This window comes from Clostridium akagii DSM 12554 (genome assembly GCF_000686725.1).
In the GTDB taxonomy this organism is placed as follows: domain Bacteria; phylum Bacillota; class Clostridia; order Clostridiales; family Clostridiaceae; genus Clostridium_I; species Clostridium_I akagii.
Map to the genome: position 1 here is coordinate 69,704 of NZ_JMLK01000008.1, position 18,457 is coordinate 88,160.

Genomic DNA, 18,457 nt, shown 5'->3' on the forward strand with positions numbered 1-18,457 from the left:
CATTATAATAATTTTTCATATAGTTTAAACCAATTGAGCCCATGATTTCCAAGTCCTAAATCAACTGTATCAATATATTTAAAACCACATTTTTCGTACAATCTAATAGCAGGTATATTGCCTTCATAAACATCTAGCCTAATTGATTTAGCTTTTGACTTAATACTATGTTCAATTGAAAAGTCAATTAATGCTTTGCCCACACCACATTTCATGAATTCGTGATGTACTGCAAATGTATGCACTACAAAAACATCTGAGTAGTCAGACTCAAATTGCCATTTAGCTTTATAATATTCTGGTTCAGGTTCATGGCTTAAAATTATAGAACCAATGATTTTACCATTATATTTTGATACATAGAGATTACCATTTTCAACTCCATCAATTGCATTTTGCCTAACAGGATATATATCCTTTATCCATCCAGGATAGTTTACTCCTTTTGCCAAATGATCATTTAAATCGTTATAGAGCTGTTCTAATTCATCAATATCATTTGTTTTTCCTAAATCAAAAACTATATTCATATCGTTCCTCCTATTAATGTAAACACCCACTGATCCCCTCTGGATGTTGCTATTCGCTTATAATCAGTAATGTATTTTTTATAGTCCAGGAAGCATTAACTGCTCATACTCACTCTTATCCTCAAATTTATGAAGGTAATTAAAACATTCTCCAATATCATATAATATATCATTGGATATACATGTTGTTTTCAGCATATTAGTAAGTTTATCATTGCTCGGACTGGTTATTTCATATGTGTATCCATATTTTTCTATATATCGGGCTTTCATTCCGGGAAAATGTTCGTCTAGTTTTTTATAGAAATATTCACGGTTTCCTTCTCTCAAAGTAAGTCCCATGCCAAAACAAATAATCCCATGTACTTTCGCCTCTATACAATAATCCAGAATTCCCCGGATATTTTCTTCTGTATCATTGATAAATGGCAAAATAGGGCTCAACCATACTACCGTAGGAATCCCATTATCACGCATTATTTTTAACACTTCAAATCGTTCTTTTGTGGTGCTCACATTAGGTTCTATAATTTTACACAAATCTTCATCGTATGTAGTTAGTGTCATCTGTACCACGCACTTTGTCTTCTTATTAATTTCTTTAAGTAAATCAAGATCTCTTAAGATTCTTGAAGACTTTGTCTGTATCGCAAAACCAAATCCATAAGAATTAATAATTTCAATGCATTTTCTAGTGTTTCCAAGTTTTTCTTCCAATTGAATATATGGATCACACATAGCACCAGTGCCTATCATACATTTTTTTCTTTTTTTTCGCAGGGAATTCTCTAATAATTCCGGTGCATTTATCTTTACTTCTATATCTTCAAAATCATGATTTATCTGGTAGCATTTACTTCTTGAATCACAATATATGCAGCCATGTGTACATCCACGATATATATTCATTCCATTCTGTGCAGATAAGATACCTTTTACTTCTTTTTCATGCATGGCGCGCTCCTACAAATAATATTTTATTTCATACCTAGGATACTATTCAATTAACAATTCAAATAATTTTATATTTACTATTATATTAGATAAAAGTAGCAATTAAAAGTATTGTTGATCTTAGGCATCATAACTAGCTATGATGTTATATATAAATAGACTTAATATTATCGTGATCAAATTTATCATGCAGTGTCCTAACATAGGTACTATAAGTCTTCGCCTTTTGATGTAGAAGAGATACCATATTAGACTAGCAACTAACTAACTAACTAACTAACCCTGCATTATATTCTATTCATTTATATTTTATGAGGATTCAATCTAACCTACCTTTCAAATTTTTTCCACCAAATAGTTAATTCATAAAATAATGGTAGCAGACTTTTTCCCCTATCAGTTAATGAATATTCTACTCTTAGAGGCATTTCATTATATTGATTTCTAGTAATTAATTCATCATTACAAAGTTCATGCAATGAATTTGATAGCATTGTATTTGTTATTCCTGATATCGCCCTTTTCAACTCATTAAACCGCACCACTTCTTGGCTTAATAACTGTCTTAATATGCGTAATTTCCATTTTCCACCGATTATCTCCAAAGCATTTTTTAATGGACATTCTTTGTCTTTGGTATTATCAGATTCTCTGATTAAATTTAAGTATAGCTCTAATTCCTCTTTGCTTGCCACATCTATTCCTCCTTGGTACGAAAAGTGATACCTAATCACAAAATTATGCGTACTTGTCATTATAAATTTATTTAGGTATACTAATTATACCAAGTATATTTACTTCAGTAAATATATATTCAAAAGGAGATATTAACTATGGAATTTATGAAAACAATAGCAATGCGTAAATCTACTCGAAGTTACAAATCTGAACAAATTAATGATGAAAACTTAAATACTATACTTACTGCTGGATGCGCTGCGCCCATAGGAATGGGTGCTTATAATGCAGTTCACATTACAGTTATCCAAAATCCTGACATGTTAGCTAGAATTTCAAAAGCAATTGCAAATCTAATGGGTAATCCAAAAGCGAACCCATTATATAGCGCACCAACACTAGTAATTGTTTCTGGTAAACCAAATGCTAAAGCTCCTAATATTGAAATTGCTAATGCATCTTGTATTGTTGAAAATATGACCCTTGCTGCTACTAATCTTAATTTAGGAAGTGTATATGTAATGGGTCCTGTAATTGTACTTAACACGGATAAAGAGTTACTAAAAGATTTAAATTTACCTGAAGGTTTTGTTCCTGCCGCTGGTCTTTTATTAGGTCACCCAACTGAAGCATTAACTAAAGAAGAAGAATTGAAACAAACTATAACACTTAACACTATTAAGTAGATACGTGAAATTAAGATCCGATTTGATTTCAACTGAATAAAATATGAAAAAGAGCTTATTCCATGCGGGAGTAAGTTCTTTTTTACAACCCTTAATTGTTCAATTGGTTTAATCAACGTCTGCCATTTTGACTCTAGATCCAATACAGAAAAAAGTGTTTCTTCTGTTATTAGTAATCCTCTGCTTTATCTCTTTCATTTCTTAGCTTTCTTATTTTTAGACCAGCCTCTATTTAGCCAAATATTATACCTATTAAAACTGCAACTATCAATATAACATTAGTAGATACCCGTCTTGATATTGCAAGTATGGCACTTACTACAGCAATAGCTATCATACCTATATCCATACCATTGCCTCGAAACATCCCTGCTAAAACTATTACACTAAAACTAGCTATGACAAGCACTACACCATCAAGTAGACCTTGTGTTGCAGGATGATTAGCAATGCGTTTATAACAATGTTGCACAATTAAAATTAGTAGCGGTGGCAGCAGCAGCGCAATACATGATATTACTGCCCCTGGTATTCCATCAACTAAATAGCATAAACTTACCACCCAAAGTCCATTAGGACCAGGGGTAATTTGCCCGATTGACAATGCTTCAGTAAACTGTTTTTGACTAGCCCACCCATAAGCTATAAAATCAGTGTGCAAACTAGGCAGCGGACCAAATCCTCCTGTAGAGAATAAAATTGATTTAAGTACAACCCAAAAGAAGATAATCCCATTCATCCGCTAAGCCTCCTGAGTTTTTCTAGAAATATACCAATACGCAAATGCCCCGCACAATCCACCCAGAAGATATAATACAATTACAGAGGGATTTAGAAGTACATATATAATTCCACTACCTAGCAATATCCCAAGTGTTATGCCAAAAGCCAATGGTCCGCGTTTGCGGTTTTTTGCAATAATAGGTTTCACATTTCTCCAGTTAGTTGCTAGTGCTATACCGAAAATAGCTGCAAATACTGCACGCAATGCAGAGTGTACCCTTGAAAATTTACTAACATTGGCATAGATAATAGATATTGCAACAGTAATTGTGGCACTAGGAAGTATAAGTCCTATTAAAGATACAACTATACCTACCCGTCCAGACAACTTTTTACCTATGAGTATCGTATATGCAATAATGTTCATACCGGGTGTAATTTGACACATTCCTATGATGTTAGCGTACTCTTCAGCTGTTATCCATTTATGCTTATAAATAAAGTTTTCTTGAATAAGATATTGAGTAGTTGCACCGCCACCAAATGATGTAGCACCAATCTTTATCCACGTTAAAAATAGCCGAGCAATGGTGAAAGTGTCGGATTCAGTAGTTTCACCATTACTCATGGCTTTAAATTCATATTTATTATTGTGATTATATAATAATCCTTTATTTTTTTTCATTTGATTTCCCCCATTCTAGTTTAATTCATCTTAAATTGTAATTAAGTTATACTATATAATGCTATCACTGCTAGGAATAAGTTGGAATAGATTTTCATAAACAAAAAAGTTGTGAGTAAATTAATTTACTCACAACTAAACACCTTATATGTAAATTTAAATTAATGAATTAAATATTTTAATTAAAGTACTCCCGCTTATCTTTATCTTTTATTGTAATGCTTTCTACATCAATGGTGAATAACATCAAAACAAAAGCAATAAACCCTAACTCCAAAGATCCTATATTAATTCTTTCTATAACACCAAAGATGTGTATTTTATTCGACATAATAATAACTGACATTTCACCTGAGACAAATATAGTTATGGATGTGATTATAGAATAAACGGAAAAACATTTAAAATTTTTAAGCTTTTTAAATCCAGCCCCTGCAAATAATGGTGCTAAAATAGCTATAGGAACAATTAAATGTCATAGTAGTACCTAGTATATCCTCAGGAAAAACTCCATTTTATTATTTCACTTCACTTGATATCTTAAATAAAGTATTTATAGTTCTCCAATTCCTCGTTGTAGCAACAGTGTTTAATTTTTTCTCCCACATATTATTACTTAATTTTGTTCTTCCATAGCCATTGGGGCAATACAAATATACTTCGGTTGAAGTTACTAAAAAGTTTTCGTTTTCTTCTTTCTTTATATCTAATAAACGTATTGTGTTTGGCTCTTTTTTATCCAACATAATAGTGACATATAATTTATTAAATTCTATGTCATGTTTTTTTACAAATGGATTATTATTTATTATGTTTCTAAGTTCTTCATCTGTGCGAATGATTACATTTACCGACAACCCCAATATTTCATTAATCTTTTTTTCTATTGCAATAGAAATCTCAATACCATCTGAAGACTCATAGTCGAAAACCACATTACCGCTTTGAAGATAAGTTTTTACATTTTTAAAGTTAAGAGATTCAAAAATGTTTCTCAAATCTACCATTTTTATTGACCTTTGTCCACCAACATTAATTCCCCTTAGAAATGTTATATATCGCATTTTTAAATCCCTCCTTATCTTTTATCTGTTAACTCTTCTCTCTTATCTTTTAACTGTTTATTGTGTTGGTCTCGTTGTTCTCCCAACAAATTCCTCAGCATTAACCAAGTATCTTATATTGATTCCTTCACCTATTTTACCCAAATCATCATAAGCTTCTACTTTAAAAAATAGCCTTTTTCCATCTACCTTTTCCAATATTGCTTCAGCTCTAACCTTTACTCCAACAGGTGTTGCCCTTAGGTGTTTAACATTAATTTCTATGCCAACTGTTGTAAAACCCAGAGGCAATTGCCCCTTAACACAATTAGTTGAAGCATTTTCCATAAGTGCTATCATAGCTGGTGTAGCGTAAACATCTAGATCTCCAGATCCATATTTTTTTGCTGTATCCTGGTCACTTACCATCTTTTCAACCTGGTGTTTAAGCCCTACCTCTAAATTAACTTCCATCTCAATCACTCCACTCTCTATAAAGTCTTTTAACTTAGCTCGTCACTTGCCACTGTTTCTTTATTAAATTCTTTTAAAAAGTTTACCATAAACTCATGTCTTTCCTCTGCTATAGCTTTTCCTGTTTTTGTATTCATTAGATCTTTTAACAATAAAAGTTTTTCATAAAAATGATTAATACTTGTGCCTTTATTATTTTTATACGCTTCAAAACTTTTAAAATTTTCTGGCTTAATATCAGGATTATAAATTTCTCTACCTTTAAAACCACCATAAGCAAAAGCTCTAGCAATTCCTATAGCCCCTAGTGCATCTAATCTATCTGCATCTTGCACTATTTTTCCTTCCATAGTTTCTTGGCTAGAATCCGTTGTTCCGCCTTTAAAAGACATGGTCCTAATAATCTTAGTTACCTTGTCAATATCTTCTATTGGCACATCAAGAGATTTTAACCACTCTCCGGCAAGTTTTGGTCCTAGATCAACATTGCCATCATTAAACTTCCAATCTGCTATATCGTGTAAAAGCGCTGTGATTTCAACTATAAATAGATCTGCACCTTCCTTTTCTGCAATATATTTAGCCGCAATATAAACCCTCGATATATGCAAAAAATCATGTCCCGTTGCTTCTCCATCTAGCTTATCTTTTGCATATTTTTTTGTTGCCTCTATAATTAAATTTCTATCCATTTTCATATCCTTTCATATATGTGTCTAAGTAAAAAAAGTTTGCGCCATCCTAAACCTTTAAATACTTCCATTCTCCCTTATTCATTCTAATTAAATACATCACTGATCTTGATGCAAAGTCAAAGAATATTCCAATCATTACTGCAAGCATTCCTATTCCCATCCACTTGTTAAGCCCAAAGGATAAAAACACCCTACAACTCCATAACCCAACAAAAGAAGTAACCATAACATATTTAATATCTCCTGCTGCTTTAAGAGTTGCGGAACATATATTCAGAATGGCAAGCATTGGTTCAATTATACCAAATGTATATATAAGTCCCATAGCCTCTTTTATTACACCAGGATCGTTAGAATATATGGATGCCAGCTGTCTTGCAAAAATCACCATAAGCATTCCTATTACAAAAGCAACTATCATTGTGATCTTAAGACTTTCATATGCATAATGCTCAGCCTTTCTGTATCTTCTCTCCCCAAGGCTTTGTCCAACAAGTGTGGTATTTGCTATAGAAAACCCAAAGATAGGGAAGAACGCTATAGAATTAACATTTATTGCAACTTGATAAGATGCCATAGCAGTGGTTCCCATAGTTACAATTACAACTTCAAGTATAAGAAAACCTCCCTGCATTACTGCTTGCTCAATAAATGCTGGAATACCTATATTTATAACTCTTTTCATTAACTTAGGTTTAATACTGTAATCATCTTTTAAGCTAAGATTAAGCTTAAGTCCTTTATGTGCAAATAATACTATAACCCTTAGTACTGCTGAAACTATCCTTGAAATCGTAACAGCCATAGCAGAACCTATTATCCCCATAGCAGGTATATGTAAAGCTGGAACACCAAATATAAGCATTGTATTTAAGATAACATTTAAAATATTAACTAACCCCGTTATTATCATTGGAGTTTTAGTATCACCAGCACCTCTCATGGCTCCGGAGATAACTATATCAATAACGAAAAACGGTAAATTTATAAGTATTATACCAAAATAACTAATTCCCAAATTAAATACTTTTACATCTGCTCCTCCAAAAAATAGCTTTAATATAGGCACGTCGAATACTTTACCACTAACAGATAAAAATATACCAACTATTGCTGCCATATATATTGATTGTATTAAGGTTCTTTTGGCCTCTTCCTTGTCACCTCCACCGATTACCCTTGCTACAATAACTGTTGTTCCCATTGAAAGTCCAAAAAATACTGTCTGCAAAAATCCCATTAACATATTAACCATTCCAACTGCCGCAACTGCATCTGTCCCTATTCTACCCATAAATATGATGGATACCATTCCAACCATCATTTCAAGTATTTGTTCCATTATTGATGGCCATGCCATACTTATAATTTTTTTATCCGTTTTTTTATCTAGTCTAAACTTAAATTTCCTCATAGGTTATCCTCAACTTAAAATATTTTGTGACTATTCTATGATAACTCAATACTAAAATTATATCTAGATTGTTTTTTAGGTATATAAAAAACTATCAGCGTGATAACATATATCCTGCTGATAGTTTTTAATTCTTTATTCTTTAGCTATTATTGGTATCCAAACTTCACTTTTATAGTCTTCACTACTTGAATCCCCTGGATAATAAACCTCCAGTTCTGGTCCGTCTGCATGTTCATATTTAGTAGCTGGAAACCATTCTGCGAAGATTCTCTTCGTAGTATCTTGAATTGAGTTTGGAATTGGTCCAATACTTTCAAATATGGCAAAGGTATGACTTTTAATATTTACAACATCATAGTTTTCAAGGCTTCGCACGCTATCTCCTTCTATTGCTATAATGTAATCGAACTCATTTGTTTCCATATCAAAATTATAGCAAATTCCCATAACTCCTAATTTCCCTTTATTTTTATCAAGTATAGAGTATTTCCCGTTTTCACAAAGTTCGTTCCAAAATTTAGGTATTATTTTGAAATTTTCACCATTCTTGTTAGTAACATGGGTTTTTATTCCTACAACCTTAAACTGATCCTTTTTTACAATCCTATAATTCATCTTTTCTTCTCCCCTAACAATTATTTGAAATGAGAGTGGCATAAAAGCTTTAAGATTTTCTTTAGTTTTTCTAGCCTCTGATGGAGACATATTATGAAGTTTTTTAAATGCTTTAGTAAATGCCTCAGGTGTTTCATAACCATATTCAAGTGCTATATCTATTATTTTACGTTTTGTTGAAACTACCTGTTTAACTGCAAGCGATAGTCTTCTTTGCCTAATATACTCTCCTAATGTTAACCCTGTTAGTATATTAAAAATCCTTAGAAAATGAAATTTAGAGAGATGCGCCTCTCTTGCAACATCCTCTGAAAATATATCCTTCTCTAGATTTTTTTCAATATACTCAAGAGCTTGGTTCATGTCCTTAATCCAATTCATCTTTTATCCACCTCTTTCCATGTATTAATTATATTATTATAGAAAGAATAATTACTGTTTTGAATTGCTTATAATGGACAGACATATTTTTATTTTTTACCCATAACCTTAGCTTTTTCCGTGCAAGCCCTAACTGCCTCAATTATGCTTCCCCTAAATCCACTTTTTTCTAGTCCGTATACAGCTTCAATTGTGGTGCCTCCTGGGGAACATACTTCATCCTTAAGCTCTCCAGGATGTTTACCTGTTTCTAGAATCATTTTTGCGGAACCAAGGACTGCTTGAGCTGCCATTTTATATGCTTTATCTCTTGGGAGACCTTCAAGTACAGCTCCATCTGCTAGTGCCTCTATGAACATATATACAAAGGCTGGAGATGAGCCTGAAACTCCTGATACTACATCCATAAGTCTTTCCTCAATAACTTCTACCTTTCCAAAGGCTTTAAAAATTTGTTCAACTACTACCATATCTTCTTCTTTTATATATTTATTTCTACTTAATCCACTCATACCCTCTCCTACCATTGCAGGTGTATTAGGCATACTCCTTATGAGTTTTATTTCTTTGCCAAAATAGCCTTCTATGCTTTCAGAGCTCATTCCTGCAGCAATTGATACAATAATTGTACCCTGCTTTACTGATGTTTTTATTTTATCTATTACATGCATATATTTATTTGGTTTAACTGAAAGTATCAATATATCCGCAAATTCAGCCACCCTTATATTATCATTAGTAGTTATTACATTGAATTTTTCCTTTATGTACTGTAATGATGGATTTGATGGATTGCTAACCATTATCTTCTGCGGAGCATATAGTTTTGATGTAACTATACCACCAATCATTGCCTTTGCCATATTCCCGCATCCTATAAAACCAATATTCTTTGTCATTTTATACCTCCAAATTCCTATTTAATACTGGACAACTATTAATTGTTCAATATCCTTAATTTATTGAAAAGTTTCTTGTCACTATGATATAATTAATTTAATTATATCATAGTGATTTTTAAATTTTACATGTAATTTAAAATTTAATTAGGACGTCTAAAATAGACTATCACACTGACTTGTTATTTTATTCCACATACTTAAGAAAGGATAAAAGCTCTTTTGCTTTTGAAGGTTTATATATGAAAACAAGAAAAACACATTTAGAAAATGCGAAAACAATAGTTGTAAAGGTTGGTACTTCAACCATAACCCATGAAAGTGGTCTATTAAATTTTGATAGAATAGAGAAATTAGTAAGGCAATTATCTGACCTTCGTAACCAAGGGAAAAATGTAATTTTAGTAACCTCAGGTGCCATTGGTGTTGGTGCTAATAAGTTAGGTCTAAAATTAAAACCACAAACAATTCCAGAAAAACAAGCAGCTGCAGCCATAGGTCAAGGAATACTACTTCATATTTATGAGAAATTTTTTTCAGAATATGGTGAAATTGTTGCTCAAATACTACTTACAAAAGATGATATAACAAATAAAGCCAGATATAACAATGCAACAAACGCTTTTAATGAACTCCTAAGACATGGCGTAATTCCCATAGTAAATGAAAATGATGCAGTTGCCGTGCATGAAATAAAAGTTGGAGATAATGATACACTTTCTGCACTTGTAGCGACTATAGTAAATGCAGACCTCCTTATACTACTTTCTGATATCGACGGTTTATATGACTCAGATCCAAAAATAAATAACAATGCAAAACTACTCACCTACATACCCCATATTACAAAAGAAGTGGAGAGTTGTGCAGGAATAACCAAATCAAAGCTTGGCACTGGTGGCATGTCCACAAAACTAAAAGCAGCCAAGCTTGCTGTGGAAAATGGTGTATCCATGATTATAGCAAATGGATCAAATGATACTATTATAAAAGATATAATATCAAATAGAGAGATTGGTACCCTGTTTTTAGGGAAAAATAAGGGAGGTGAACTTTAGTCAGCTTCAAAATACTGACTAAACTATAAATGGATATTAACGAATATATTATAGCCAAAGCTAAAAATGCAAAACTAGCAGCTAGAACTCTTGCTACATGTAGCACAAGCATCAAAAATAAAGCACTTATAAATATGGCTGATGCTCTTACCTCTAATATAAGCTCTATTTTAATGGCAAACAAAAAAGATATAGCTGCTACAGAAAAAGACGGTAAAAATAAAGCCTTTATAGATAGGTTATCCTTGAATTCCGGCAGAATAAACGCTATGGCAGATGGTCTTATTGCTGTATCGGCTCTTCCTGATCCAATAGGCGAGGGCACAAAAATGTGGAATACTGCTGATGAACTTACTATTGATAAAATAAAAGTTCCTCTAGGCACCATAGGCATAATTTATGAGGCAAGACCAAATGTAACTGTTGATGCGGCTGCTCTATGTATAAAAAGCGGTAACTCAGTTATTCTAAGAGGCGGAAGTGAAGCTATAAACTCCAATTTAGAAATATACAACACAATATATAAAGCTGCAATAGACTCTGGACTCCCAGAAGGCTGCATTGAATTTGTAGATAATACCAATAGGAAAATAGTTGATATTTTAATGAAGCTAAACCAATACGTGGATGTTTTAATTCCAAGAGGTGGCGCTAGTTTAATTAAAAATGTGGTTAATAATTCTACAGTACCAGTAATTGAAACTGGTGTTGGTAACTGCCATGTTTATGTTGACAATGGTGCAGATACTGAAATGGCTGAAAATATAGTAATCAATGCTAAAACACAAAGACCAGCTGTGTGTAATGCCATGGAAACTCTTCTTGTTCACAAGGATATTGCTAAAAGTTTTCTTCCTCATTTAGGTGAAACTCTAAAGAGTCTTGGAGTTGAAATAAGAGGTTGCAGTGAAACCCAAAAATTCATCCCAAATATTATTCCAGCGACTGAAGACGATTATGAAACAGAGTTTTTGGATTTAATTATCGCTATAAGAATTGTTGATTCTATAGATGCTGCTATGGATCATATTTATAAATACGGCACAAAACATTCAGAAGCTATAATTACAAATAATTATTCTAATTCCAGGCGTTTCCTTAAAGAGGTTGATGCCGCTGCAGTTTACGTTAACGCTTCTACAAGATTTACCGATGGCAGTGAATTTGGCTTTGGCGCTGAGATAGGCATAAGCACTCAAAAACTTCATGCAAGAGGCCCAATGGGACTTAATGAACTTACAACTACAAAGTATATTGTGTATGGACAAGGACAAGTGAGAAAAGACAAGTAACAGTTAATAAAGATTTTTCTGCTAGCGCTTAAAAATCAATTAGAGTAGAAGAGAAGTGGATTTGTTGACACAAATCTGCTTTTCTTCTACTCTAATTACATGTTTCAAAATGTGCTCACTATGTATTTATTAAAAAATAAGTTAAAAAAGAGGTATTATGAATAAAATATTTGGCGTTATAATAAAAATGGCACTTGGTTTTTTTTTATGTGCATCCGGAACTGTATTGGCTCTTAATTCACATTTAGGATTAAGTCCATGGGATGTATTTCATCAAGGTTTAACAAATGTAACTGGTATAACTATTGGGCAAGCTAGCATTATTGTTGGAATTGTTGTAGTTATAATTACTAGTATAATCGGACTTAAAGTAGGACTTGGAACTATAGCTAATATGATAGTAATTGGGTGTTTCATAGATCTTATAATATACTCTAAAATTATTCCCGTTTCTAGTAATTTATTTACAGGTATATTAATGATGATTGGTAGTCTACTTGTCACCGCTATAGGTAGTTATTTATATATAGGATGTGAAATGGGATGTGGTCCTAGAGATGGACTTATGATTGCATTAATGAAGATTACAGGTAAACCAGTAAGTATTATAAGATTTTGTATAGAAATGAGTGCATTAATTATCGGATGGATGTTAGGTGGTTTTGTTGGAATTGGAACATTAGTTACTGCATTTGGAATAGGCTATTGTGTTCAAATAGTTTATAAAATATTTGATTTTGATGTAAATTCACTAAAACATAGAAATTTAAAACAAGGATTTATATTTATAGGCCAGTGTATAACCAATAAAACATTTTAATACAAAGGGGGCCCCAAATGGAATTTAGAAAATCAGTTAAAGCAGATGTTAATAATATAATGAACATTATTAAACAGGCACAAATTTACTTTAAAAATCAGGGAATTAACCAATGGCAAGATAATTATCCACGCTTAGAAACAATAATCAATGATATTACTTGTAATAATAGCTATGTATTGTTACAAGATAATAATATCATTGCAACTGCAGCAGTTTCTTTTGATAGAGAAAAAACATATGACTCTATTTATGATGGTGAATGGATTACTAATAACCAATATGTGGTTATTCACAGAATAGCTGTTGACAATACTTATAAGGGCCTTGGATTATCATCGGAGATTATAAAAAATGTAGAGCAGCTTTGTTTAAATAATGATGTGCATAGTATCAAAATAGATACCCATAAAGAAAACATATCGATGCAAAAGCTACTCAAAAAAAACAATTTTAAGTTTTGTGGAACAATTTATTTAGAAGATAAAAGTAAAAGAATAGCCTTTGAAAAGACACTATAAAAAAATCTATTAAACCATTTATTTTTGAGAATTTTCATACTGACTTTATTAAAGTGAATATGAAAATTCATATTTTGAAACTTATCCATGATTTTTAGTATGTATGCATAATCATGGTGGATCATACAATGTTTTCAATTATTTGCTTCGTCTTTTGAGAAAGTTGCGAATTAAATCAACCCTACAAATTATTATTTAATTTTATTATTGGATTCCAGAATCATCTTTATAATAATATTTTGCAATTCTGTAGTAGTCGAATTGTTTCCTACGATAACTGTCCTCTCATTCATATACAACACTTCCTTATATGTATGCATTAATAAATACAATATATGCTACCTCAAGCAGTTTATAAAGAGTTAGTTTTAGCATAATCCAATAAAAATGACTTAGTTTGGTTAATACTCTATTAAGTTAAATACTAGTGATAAGTTATACCTTTTAATAATATCTCCCAAAGCACATTGAACTCTTTATCAATATTAGGATTCTGCCATTCATTAACATGTGCAGGGTGATAAAATCGAGTGAATGCGTTTAATATAGCCAAAGCTGTCTGTTCAGGGTTATCTTTTACAAAGACTCCTTCGTCAACACCTTGTTTAATAATCTTAATAACATCTTCAATAAGATGGGTAATATGTTGATGTAATACTTCTCCGGATTGTGCCACAAGAGTAGTGTAAATCGCATATAACTCAGGCTCATTAATTGCACTTTCTCGCTTACCTTTAAATAAGGTCTCAAGCCAACGATAAAGCTTAATATCTGGAGAAAGGGGCTCATTAAGAATATCGGTTAGTGGTGCTGATGCTCGCTGTAACCAACGCTCTACAACAGCATCCCATAGCTTAGCTTTGCTATCATAATGTCGATAGATGACAGGGTGACTGACATTGAGTGCACGTGCTATATCCAGTACATTAGCTTTTGTAGGGCCAAATCGCAGAAGAACTTCTTCTGCTGAATTTAAAATCATTTCTTTAGTTAAATGCAACTTTGCCATGATAGCTCACCATCCATATAAAAATTGTTCTAATATAATGATTATATCATATTTCTAATACACGAAATATATTTATTACAAATTACATATTACAGATATTGAATCTTGTACGTTATAGTGATATAATAAATTTAAGCTAAATATAAAGACGAGGTGGAATTGTTTTTATGAAGGCAAATTCTTTAAATGGTTTAATATAGATTAACAACAAATTAATTAGTTCCTACCAGAAAAATACACTGGAAAAAGTTATGCCACTGAGAAAATAAAAAAATTAAATTTATTGATAAAAAGAGGTATAAGCCCATATCCATATTCTTGTCATTATTGCTAATGATACCGCTGGTACAAATCGGGATTTGAAAAATAATAAATACTTAGGAGGATGTAAAATGTCAAAGAATATCATATTCTATTTTTCAGGTACAGGTAACAGTCTAAAAGTGGCAAAAGATATCGCAAGTGCTATTCAAGACTGTGAGCTAATTTCAATGGGGAAGTCGCACAAGTTAAGAGGTACATACGAACGAATTGGCTTTGTGTATCCTATTTACGTTGGTGGTATGCCGGTTGCAGTTGAGAGATTTGTAAAATCACTTGACCTTTTAGTAAATACAAACAGCTTTATTTTTGCTGTTTGTACAAGCGGAAGCGGGAGTGCCGGCGGTTTAACGAATATCAGCAAAATTATTGGTGGCAAGGGTGGCAAACTGAGCTACGGTGAAAGCATTAGGTGCTTTTCTAATTATGTCGGTTTGTACGCCATGGGAAGCGATGCCGATAATAAAGCAAAGGCACAAAGCCAGGCCACAAAGCAGGTTATTAAGGACATTCAAAGTCTCGCTGTAAAGCCACCTGCTAAAGACAGCCCAATGGCACTAATTCATGGACCTTTTATAAAGTCGTTTGCAAACAAGGACAAAGGGTTCAATGTAAGTGAAGCTTGCAACGGATGCACAACCTGCAGCAAGGTGTGTCCTGTGGAAAATATAAAAATGCAAGACGGCAAGCCGATATTTTTGCATCACTGCGAGCAGTGTATGGCTTGTGTTCAGTGGTGTCCTAAACAAGCTATCAACCTTAAGAATAAAACACAAGACCGTGGCCGTTATCATCATCCAGAAATAACACTTGCGGAGATGATTAACCGAAAATAGAAATGAGATTACTGACAGTAAATCAAAGCTGGTGCAGATGCAAAACAGCTTATTGATATAAGATAAACTCAGGGTTATGAACCTTTTATTTCAATGATAAAGAAAATTTTTCTTTAAAACAATTTAAATTGAGCAATTTTTGTAGCTATCATCGTTTAAGTATATGCTTAAGGTGATAGCTTTTATCGATTCAATATTTGAATCTGAACATATTTAGTGCGCCTTTTCTAAAAGATGCAAATAAGTATATTTTGCGTGCAATTGTAAGGTATTCATCATCATGGATATGAAGCAAAAGATTAAAAGGGTTCCATTTATCATATGTAAAGCATTCACTCATTAGGATTTTTAAGTCCTCTTATCAGAAGATTTACAACAGATTCTATGTTCTGTTTTCGGTCAGGATTTTCGAATGAGTTTGGGTGCATAAAAACACTAGTTGCAAGATATATAGATCTTGCCGCTTGATGCGGAAATTCTGTGAAAAATATACCTTCTGTAATTCCTTGTACTATAACTTTCTCAATACTATTAATTACATCCGCTATACCTTTTTCTAGTACTTCCATTGAACTTTGGACGAGTTTTATATAATTTGCAAACATTTCTGGATCATCAGTGGCGCTACGACGTTTAGCTTCCGCAAAGTCTTCGAGCAAATGACAAAGTTTAATATCAGCAGGACTATCTTCTTTTAAAATGTCATTTGATGGAGCATTCAAATGTGTAAGCCAGCGCTGGGTAACAGCATTCCATAGGGCTGCTTTTCCATTATAATATCTATAAATAGCAGTGTGGCTTACTTTTAATGATTTTGCAACGTCGGAGATATTCGCTTTGTCTGGTCCGAAACGGCGAATGACTTCTTCTGTTGCATTGAGGACTATTTCTTTATCTAACGAGATCTTATCCAAATTCATCACCACTTTCTTATTTTATGTTTCAAGTTGCATCAATTGTAACTGAATTAAAAGTAAATATATGCAAAAACTTCTACTTAATTAATGCTATAATTATATCATTTATTTCAATATAATGTATATAATTAAATAAGTATCAATATCTTATACATAATAAAAAAATCAGCATAGGAATAATCTAAATCCCCATACTGATTTAATTAGTTATCTGGTATCTTATAAACTGGTATTTGGTATCTGACCTCTGTAAACTGGCATCTGGTATCTGTCAACTGCTTTTAATAGACTCTTTCCACATTATATCCGCTTATATTTAAGGCTTTAACAATCTGTTCTATGTGATCATTTCCATTTGTTTCAACTGTTACTTCTAACATTACATGTTTTAATCTATCAATAGCTTTAAACTGATTATGGTCTAATTTTATTACATTTGCGCCCTGCTCTGATAAAATTTTAGCTATTTGAAGAAGCTGTCCTGGTGTATCTTGAAGTTTAACTGAGAAGCAAAACATTCTTCCTCTTGAAACTAATCCATTATTTAAAAGTGCGGCCATTGTTACCACATCAATATTCCCGCCACTTATTAAACAGACAACTTTTTTACCCTTAAAATCTAATTTTTTTAATGCAGCAAGTGACATTGCTCCCGTTGTTTCGGCCACTAGTTTGTGCTTTTCGAGTAATATATATACAGCTTCCATAAGTTCTTTATCACTCACTGTTACAATTTCATCCACATGCGTTTTTATTACTTCAAAGGCGATGTCTCCAGGTTTTCTTACAGCCGCTCCATCAGCAATTGTATCAATTCCCTCTGCAAAGGTTAGTTTTCCACTGTCAAAGGAAAGCTTCATTGAATTTGCTCCCTCAGCCTGAACTCCTATTATTTTTATATTGGGATTAATTGCTTTAGCAGCTACAGAAATACCACTTATGAGTCCTCCTCCACCTATTGGTACCACTATAACGTCAACATCCTTTAACTCTTCTATAATTTCAAGAGCTATGGTTCCCTGTCCTGCCATTACATCTACATCATTAAAGGGATGAACGAAGGTATACCCATTTTCTTTTTCTAATCTTTTTGCTTCATCATAAGCTTCATCATAAACATTTCCTTTTAGCACAACATTTGCACCATAGCTTTTCGTGGCTTGCACCTTTATAAGTGGTGTAGTTTCAGGCATAACAATGGTTGCCTCAATTCCAAGCTTATTTGCTGCATAAGCAACCCCTTGAGCATGGTTCCCAGCCGATGCTGAAATTAATCCTTTTTTCCTTTTCTCATCACTTAACTTACCAATCTTATTTAATGCACCCCTTATTTTAAATGCCCCAGTAAGTTGAAGGTTTTCTGGCTTAATATATATTTCATTTCCGCCTTCTTTACTATATTCTGTACTATATATTAATTTGGTATATACACATATATCTCTTATTCTTTCTCTAGCCTCTAATACATCATTTAATGTTAAATAGTCCTCTTCTTCATGTAATGCTAAATTTTTGTTCATAATTTAAAACTCCCCTTCTAATTTTTAAAATGTAATACAAATAAAAAAATCCCCCGCACTTATAAACATAATTTTATATGTTTATAAGGACGAAAGATTAAAATTCCGTGTTACCACCTTATTTGCAATTAGATATACTAATTGCCACTCTTTTTTCAGGTCAACCTCTTGTAAACCCTAACTATATATCGCTAGTAACCGTCCTTGTTTACTTGACAAAAGTCTTTCTACTTGGAAGCTCCGGAGTGATTATGCATATTCACATTAACGCTAACTTTCACCAAATGTTAGCTCTCTACAGTTAATGAATGGAATATTTTTTCTCCATCTTTGCTTATTGATTTTTACATTATCATGCCCAATCAGTAAGACTAACACCTTTA

The 18,457-nt window shown here is 32.6% G+C and carries 21 protein-coding genes and 1 other annotated feature; of the genes, 6 read left to right on the top strand and 15 right to left on the bottom strand.

Going from position 1 to position 18,457, the window contains the following annotated elements; translation table 11 throughout:
- Window positions 1–2: 2 nt before the first annotated feature.
- From BR66_RS0104390 to BR66_RS0104400, 3 genes are all read right to left on the bottom strand, one after another.
- Complete coding sequence (locus BR66_RS0104390) at window positions 3–530, bottom strand: GNAT family N-acetyltransferase (RefSeq protein ID WP_026881821.1); 528 nt, start codon at window positions 528–530, stop codon at window positions 3–5.
- A 78-nt stretch (window positions 531–608) separates the two neighbouring features.
- Window positions 609–1,484, bottom strand: coding sequence for an SPL family radical SAM protein (locus BR66_RS0104395; protein WP_026881822.1), 876 nt, complete (start codon window positions 1,482–1,484; stop codon window positions 609–611).
- Window positions 1,485–1,813: 329 nt separating this feature from the next.
- Window positions 1,814–2,179, bottom strand: a complete 366-nt coding sequence (locus BR66_RS0104400) for a winged helix-turn-helix transcriptional regulator (RefSeq protein WP_026881823.1) — start codon at window positions 2,177–2,179, stop codon at window positions 1,814–1,816.
- A 138-nt stretch (window positions 2,180–2,317) separates the two neighbouring features.
- On the opposite strand from BR66_RS0104400, the gene BR66_RS0104405 reads away from it, so the two are divergent.
- A complete protein-coding gene (locus tag BR66_RS0104405; protein ID WP_026881824.1) occupies window positions 2,318–2,848 on the top strand; it encodes a nitroreductase family protein in 531 nt (176 codons plus the stop codon).
- Window positions 2,849–3,080: 232 nt separating this feature from the next.
- Here BR66_RS0104405 and BR66_RS0104410 read toward each other — a convergent pair whose 3' ends face one another.
- The 9 genes from BR66_RS0104410 to proC all read right to left on the bottom strand — a co-directional run bounded on the left by BR66_RS0104410 (window position 3,081) and on the right by proC (window position 9,780).
- A complete protein-coding gene (locus BR66_RS0104410; RefSeq protein ID WP_026881825.1) occupies window positions 3,081–3,587 on the bottom strand; it encodes a chromate transporter in 507 nt (168 codons plus the stop codon).
- A 3-nt stretch (window positions 3,588–3,590) separates the two neighbouring features.
- The gene (locus BR66_RS0104415; protein ID WP_242841110.1) at window positions 3,591–4,256 is read right to left on the bottom strand and encodes a chromate transporter; all 666 of its coding nucleotides are present in this window, start codon (window positions 4,254–4,256) and stop codon (window positions 3,591–3,593) included.
- A gap of 178 nt (window positions 4,257–4,434) precedes the next feature.
- Window positions 4,435–4,602 carry a hypothetical protein gene (locus tag BR66_RS26215; RefSeq protein WP_207641231.1) on the bottom strand — a complete coding sequence of 56 codons (168 nt, stop codon included), beginning with the start codon at window positions 4,600–4,602 and terminating at the stop codon, window positions 4,435–4,437.
- A 172-nt stretch (window positions 4,603–4,774) separates the two neighbouring features.
- Window positions 4,775–5,320, bottom strand: coding sequence for a DUF1697 domain-containing protein (locus BR66_RS0104420; protein ID WP_035795489.1), 546 nt, complete (start codon window positions 5,318–5,320; stop codon window positions 4,775–4,777).
- A 57-nt stretch (window positions 5,321–5,377) separates the two neighbouring features.
- Window positions 5,378–5,773: a thioesterase family protein gene (locus BR66_RS0104425; protein WP_026881828.1), complete on the bottom strand. Its 396-nt coding sequence runs from the start codon at window positions 5,771–5,773 to the stop codon at window positions 5,378–5,380.
- Window positions 5,774–5,802: 29 nt separating this feature from the next.
- A complete protein-coding gene (locus BR66_RS0104430; protein ID WP_026881829.1) occupies window positions 5,803–6,465 on the bottom strand; it encodes an HD domain-containing protein in 663 nt (220 codons plus the stop codon).
- Window positions 6,466–6,514: 49 nt separating this feature from the next.
- Complete coding sequence (locus BR66_RS0104435) at window positions 6,515–7,882, bottom strand: MATE family efflux transporter (protein ID WP_026881830.1); 1,368 nt, start codon at window positions 7,880–7,882, stop codon at window positions 6,515–6,517.
- 135 nt (window positions 7,883–8,017) lie between these two features.
- Complete coding sequence (locus tag BR66_RS0104440; protein ID WP_026881831.1) at window positions 8,018–8,881, bottom strand: AraC family transcriptional regulator; 864 nt, start codon at window positions 8,879–8,881, stop codon at window positions 8,018–8,020.
- A gap of 89 nt (window positions 8,882–8,970) precedes the next feature.
- Complete coding sequence (proC, locus tag BR66_RS0104445) at window positions 8,971–9,780, bottom strand: pyrroline-5-carboxylate reductase (protein ID WP_026881832.1); 810 nt, start codon at window positions 9,778–9,780, stop codon at window positions 8,971–8,973.
- Between the two features lie 242 nt (window positions 9,781–10,022).
- On the opposite strand from proC, the gene proB reads away from it, so the two are divergent.
- From proB to BR66_RS0104465, 4 genes are all read left to right on the top strand, one after another.
- Entirely contained in the window at window positions 10,023–10,838 is an 816-nt protein-coding gene (gene proB, locus BR66_RS0104450) for a glutamate 5-kinase (protein WP_026881833.1), read from the top strand.
- Between the two features lie 29 nt (window positions 10,839–10,867).
- Window positions 10,868–12,130, top strand: coding sequence for a glutamate-5-semialdehyde dehydrogenase (locus BR66_RS0104455; RefSeq protein WP_026881834.1), 1,263 nt, complete (start codon window positions 10,868–10,870; stop codon window positions 12,128–12,130).
- A 157-nt stretch (window positions 12,131–12,287) separates the two neighbouring features.
- On the top strand, window positions 12,288–12,950 hold the full coding sequence (locus tag BR66_RS0104460; protein WP_026881835.1) for a YczE/YyaS/YitT family protein: 663 nt from the start codon (window positions 12,288–12,290) through the stop codon (window positions 12,948–12,950).
- 17 nt (window positions 12,951–12,967) lie between these two features.
- Window positions 12,968–13,471, top strand: coding sequence for a GNAT family N-acetyltransferase (locus BR66_RS0104465; RefSeq protein ID WP_026881836.1), 504 nt, complete (start codon window positions 12,968–12,970; stop codon window positions 13,469–13,471).
- A 424-nt stretch (window positions 13,472–13,895) separates the two neighbouring features.
- Here the strand turns inward: BR66_RS0104465 and BR66_RS0104475 are convergent, their stop codons facing one another.
- Window positions 13,896–14,480, bottom strand: a complete 585-nt coding sequence (locus BR66_RS0104475) for a TetR/AcrR family transcriptional regulator (RefSeq protein ID WP_026881837.1) — start codon at window positions 14,478–14,480, stop codon at window positions 13,896–13,898.
- Between the two features lie 392 nt (window positions 14,481–14,872).
- On the opposite strand from BR66_RS0104475, the gene BR66_RS0104480 reads away from it, so the two are divergent.
- On the top strand, window positions 14,873–15,637 hold the full coding sequence (locus BR66_RS0104480) for an EFR1 family ferrodoxin (RefSeq protein WP_026881838.1): 765 nt from the start codon (window positions 14,873–14,875) through the stop codon (window positions 15,635–15,637).
- A 332-nt stretch (window positions 15,638–15,969) separates the two neighbouring features.
- Here the strand turns inward: BR66_RS0104480 and BR66_RS0104485 are convergent, their stop codons facing one another.
- Both BR66_RS0104485 and ilvA read right to left on the bottom strand, forming a co-directional pair.
- Window positions 15,970–16,557, bottom strand: a complete 588-nt coding sequence (locus BR66_RS0104485) for a TetR/AcrR family transcriptional regulator (RefSeq protein ID WP_156946229.1) — start codon at window positions 16,555–16,557, stop codon at window positions 15,970–15,972.
- 278 nt (window positions 16,558–16,835) lie between these two features.
- Window positions 16,836–18,074 (bottom strand): threonine ammonia-lyase, encoded by a 1,239-nt coding sequence (gene ilvA / locus BR66_RS0104490; protein ID WP_026881840.1) that lies wholly within the window; start codon window positions 18,072–18,074, stop codon window positions 16,836–16,838.
- An 82-nt stretch (window positions 18,075–18,156) separates the two neighbouring features.
- Window positions 18,157–18,414, bottom strand: a binding site (T-box leader).
- Window positions 18,415–18,457: the final 43 nt, after the last annotated feature.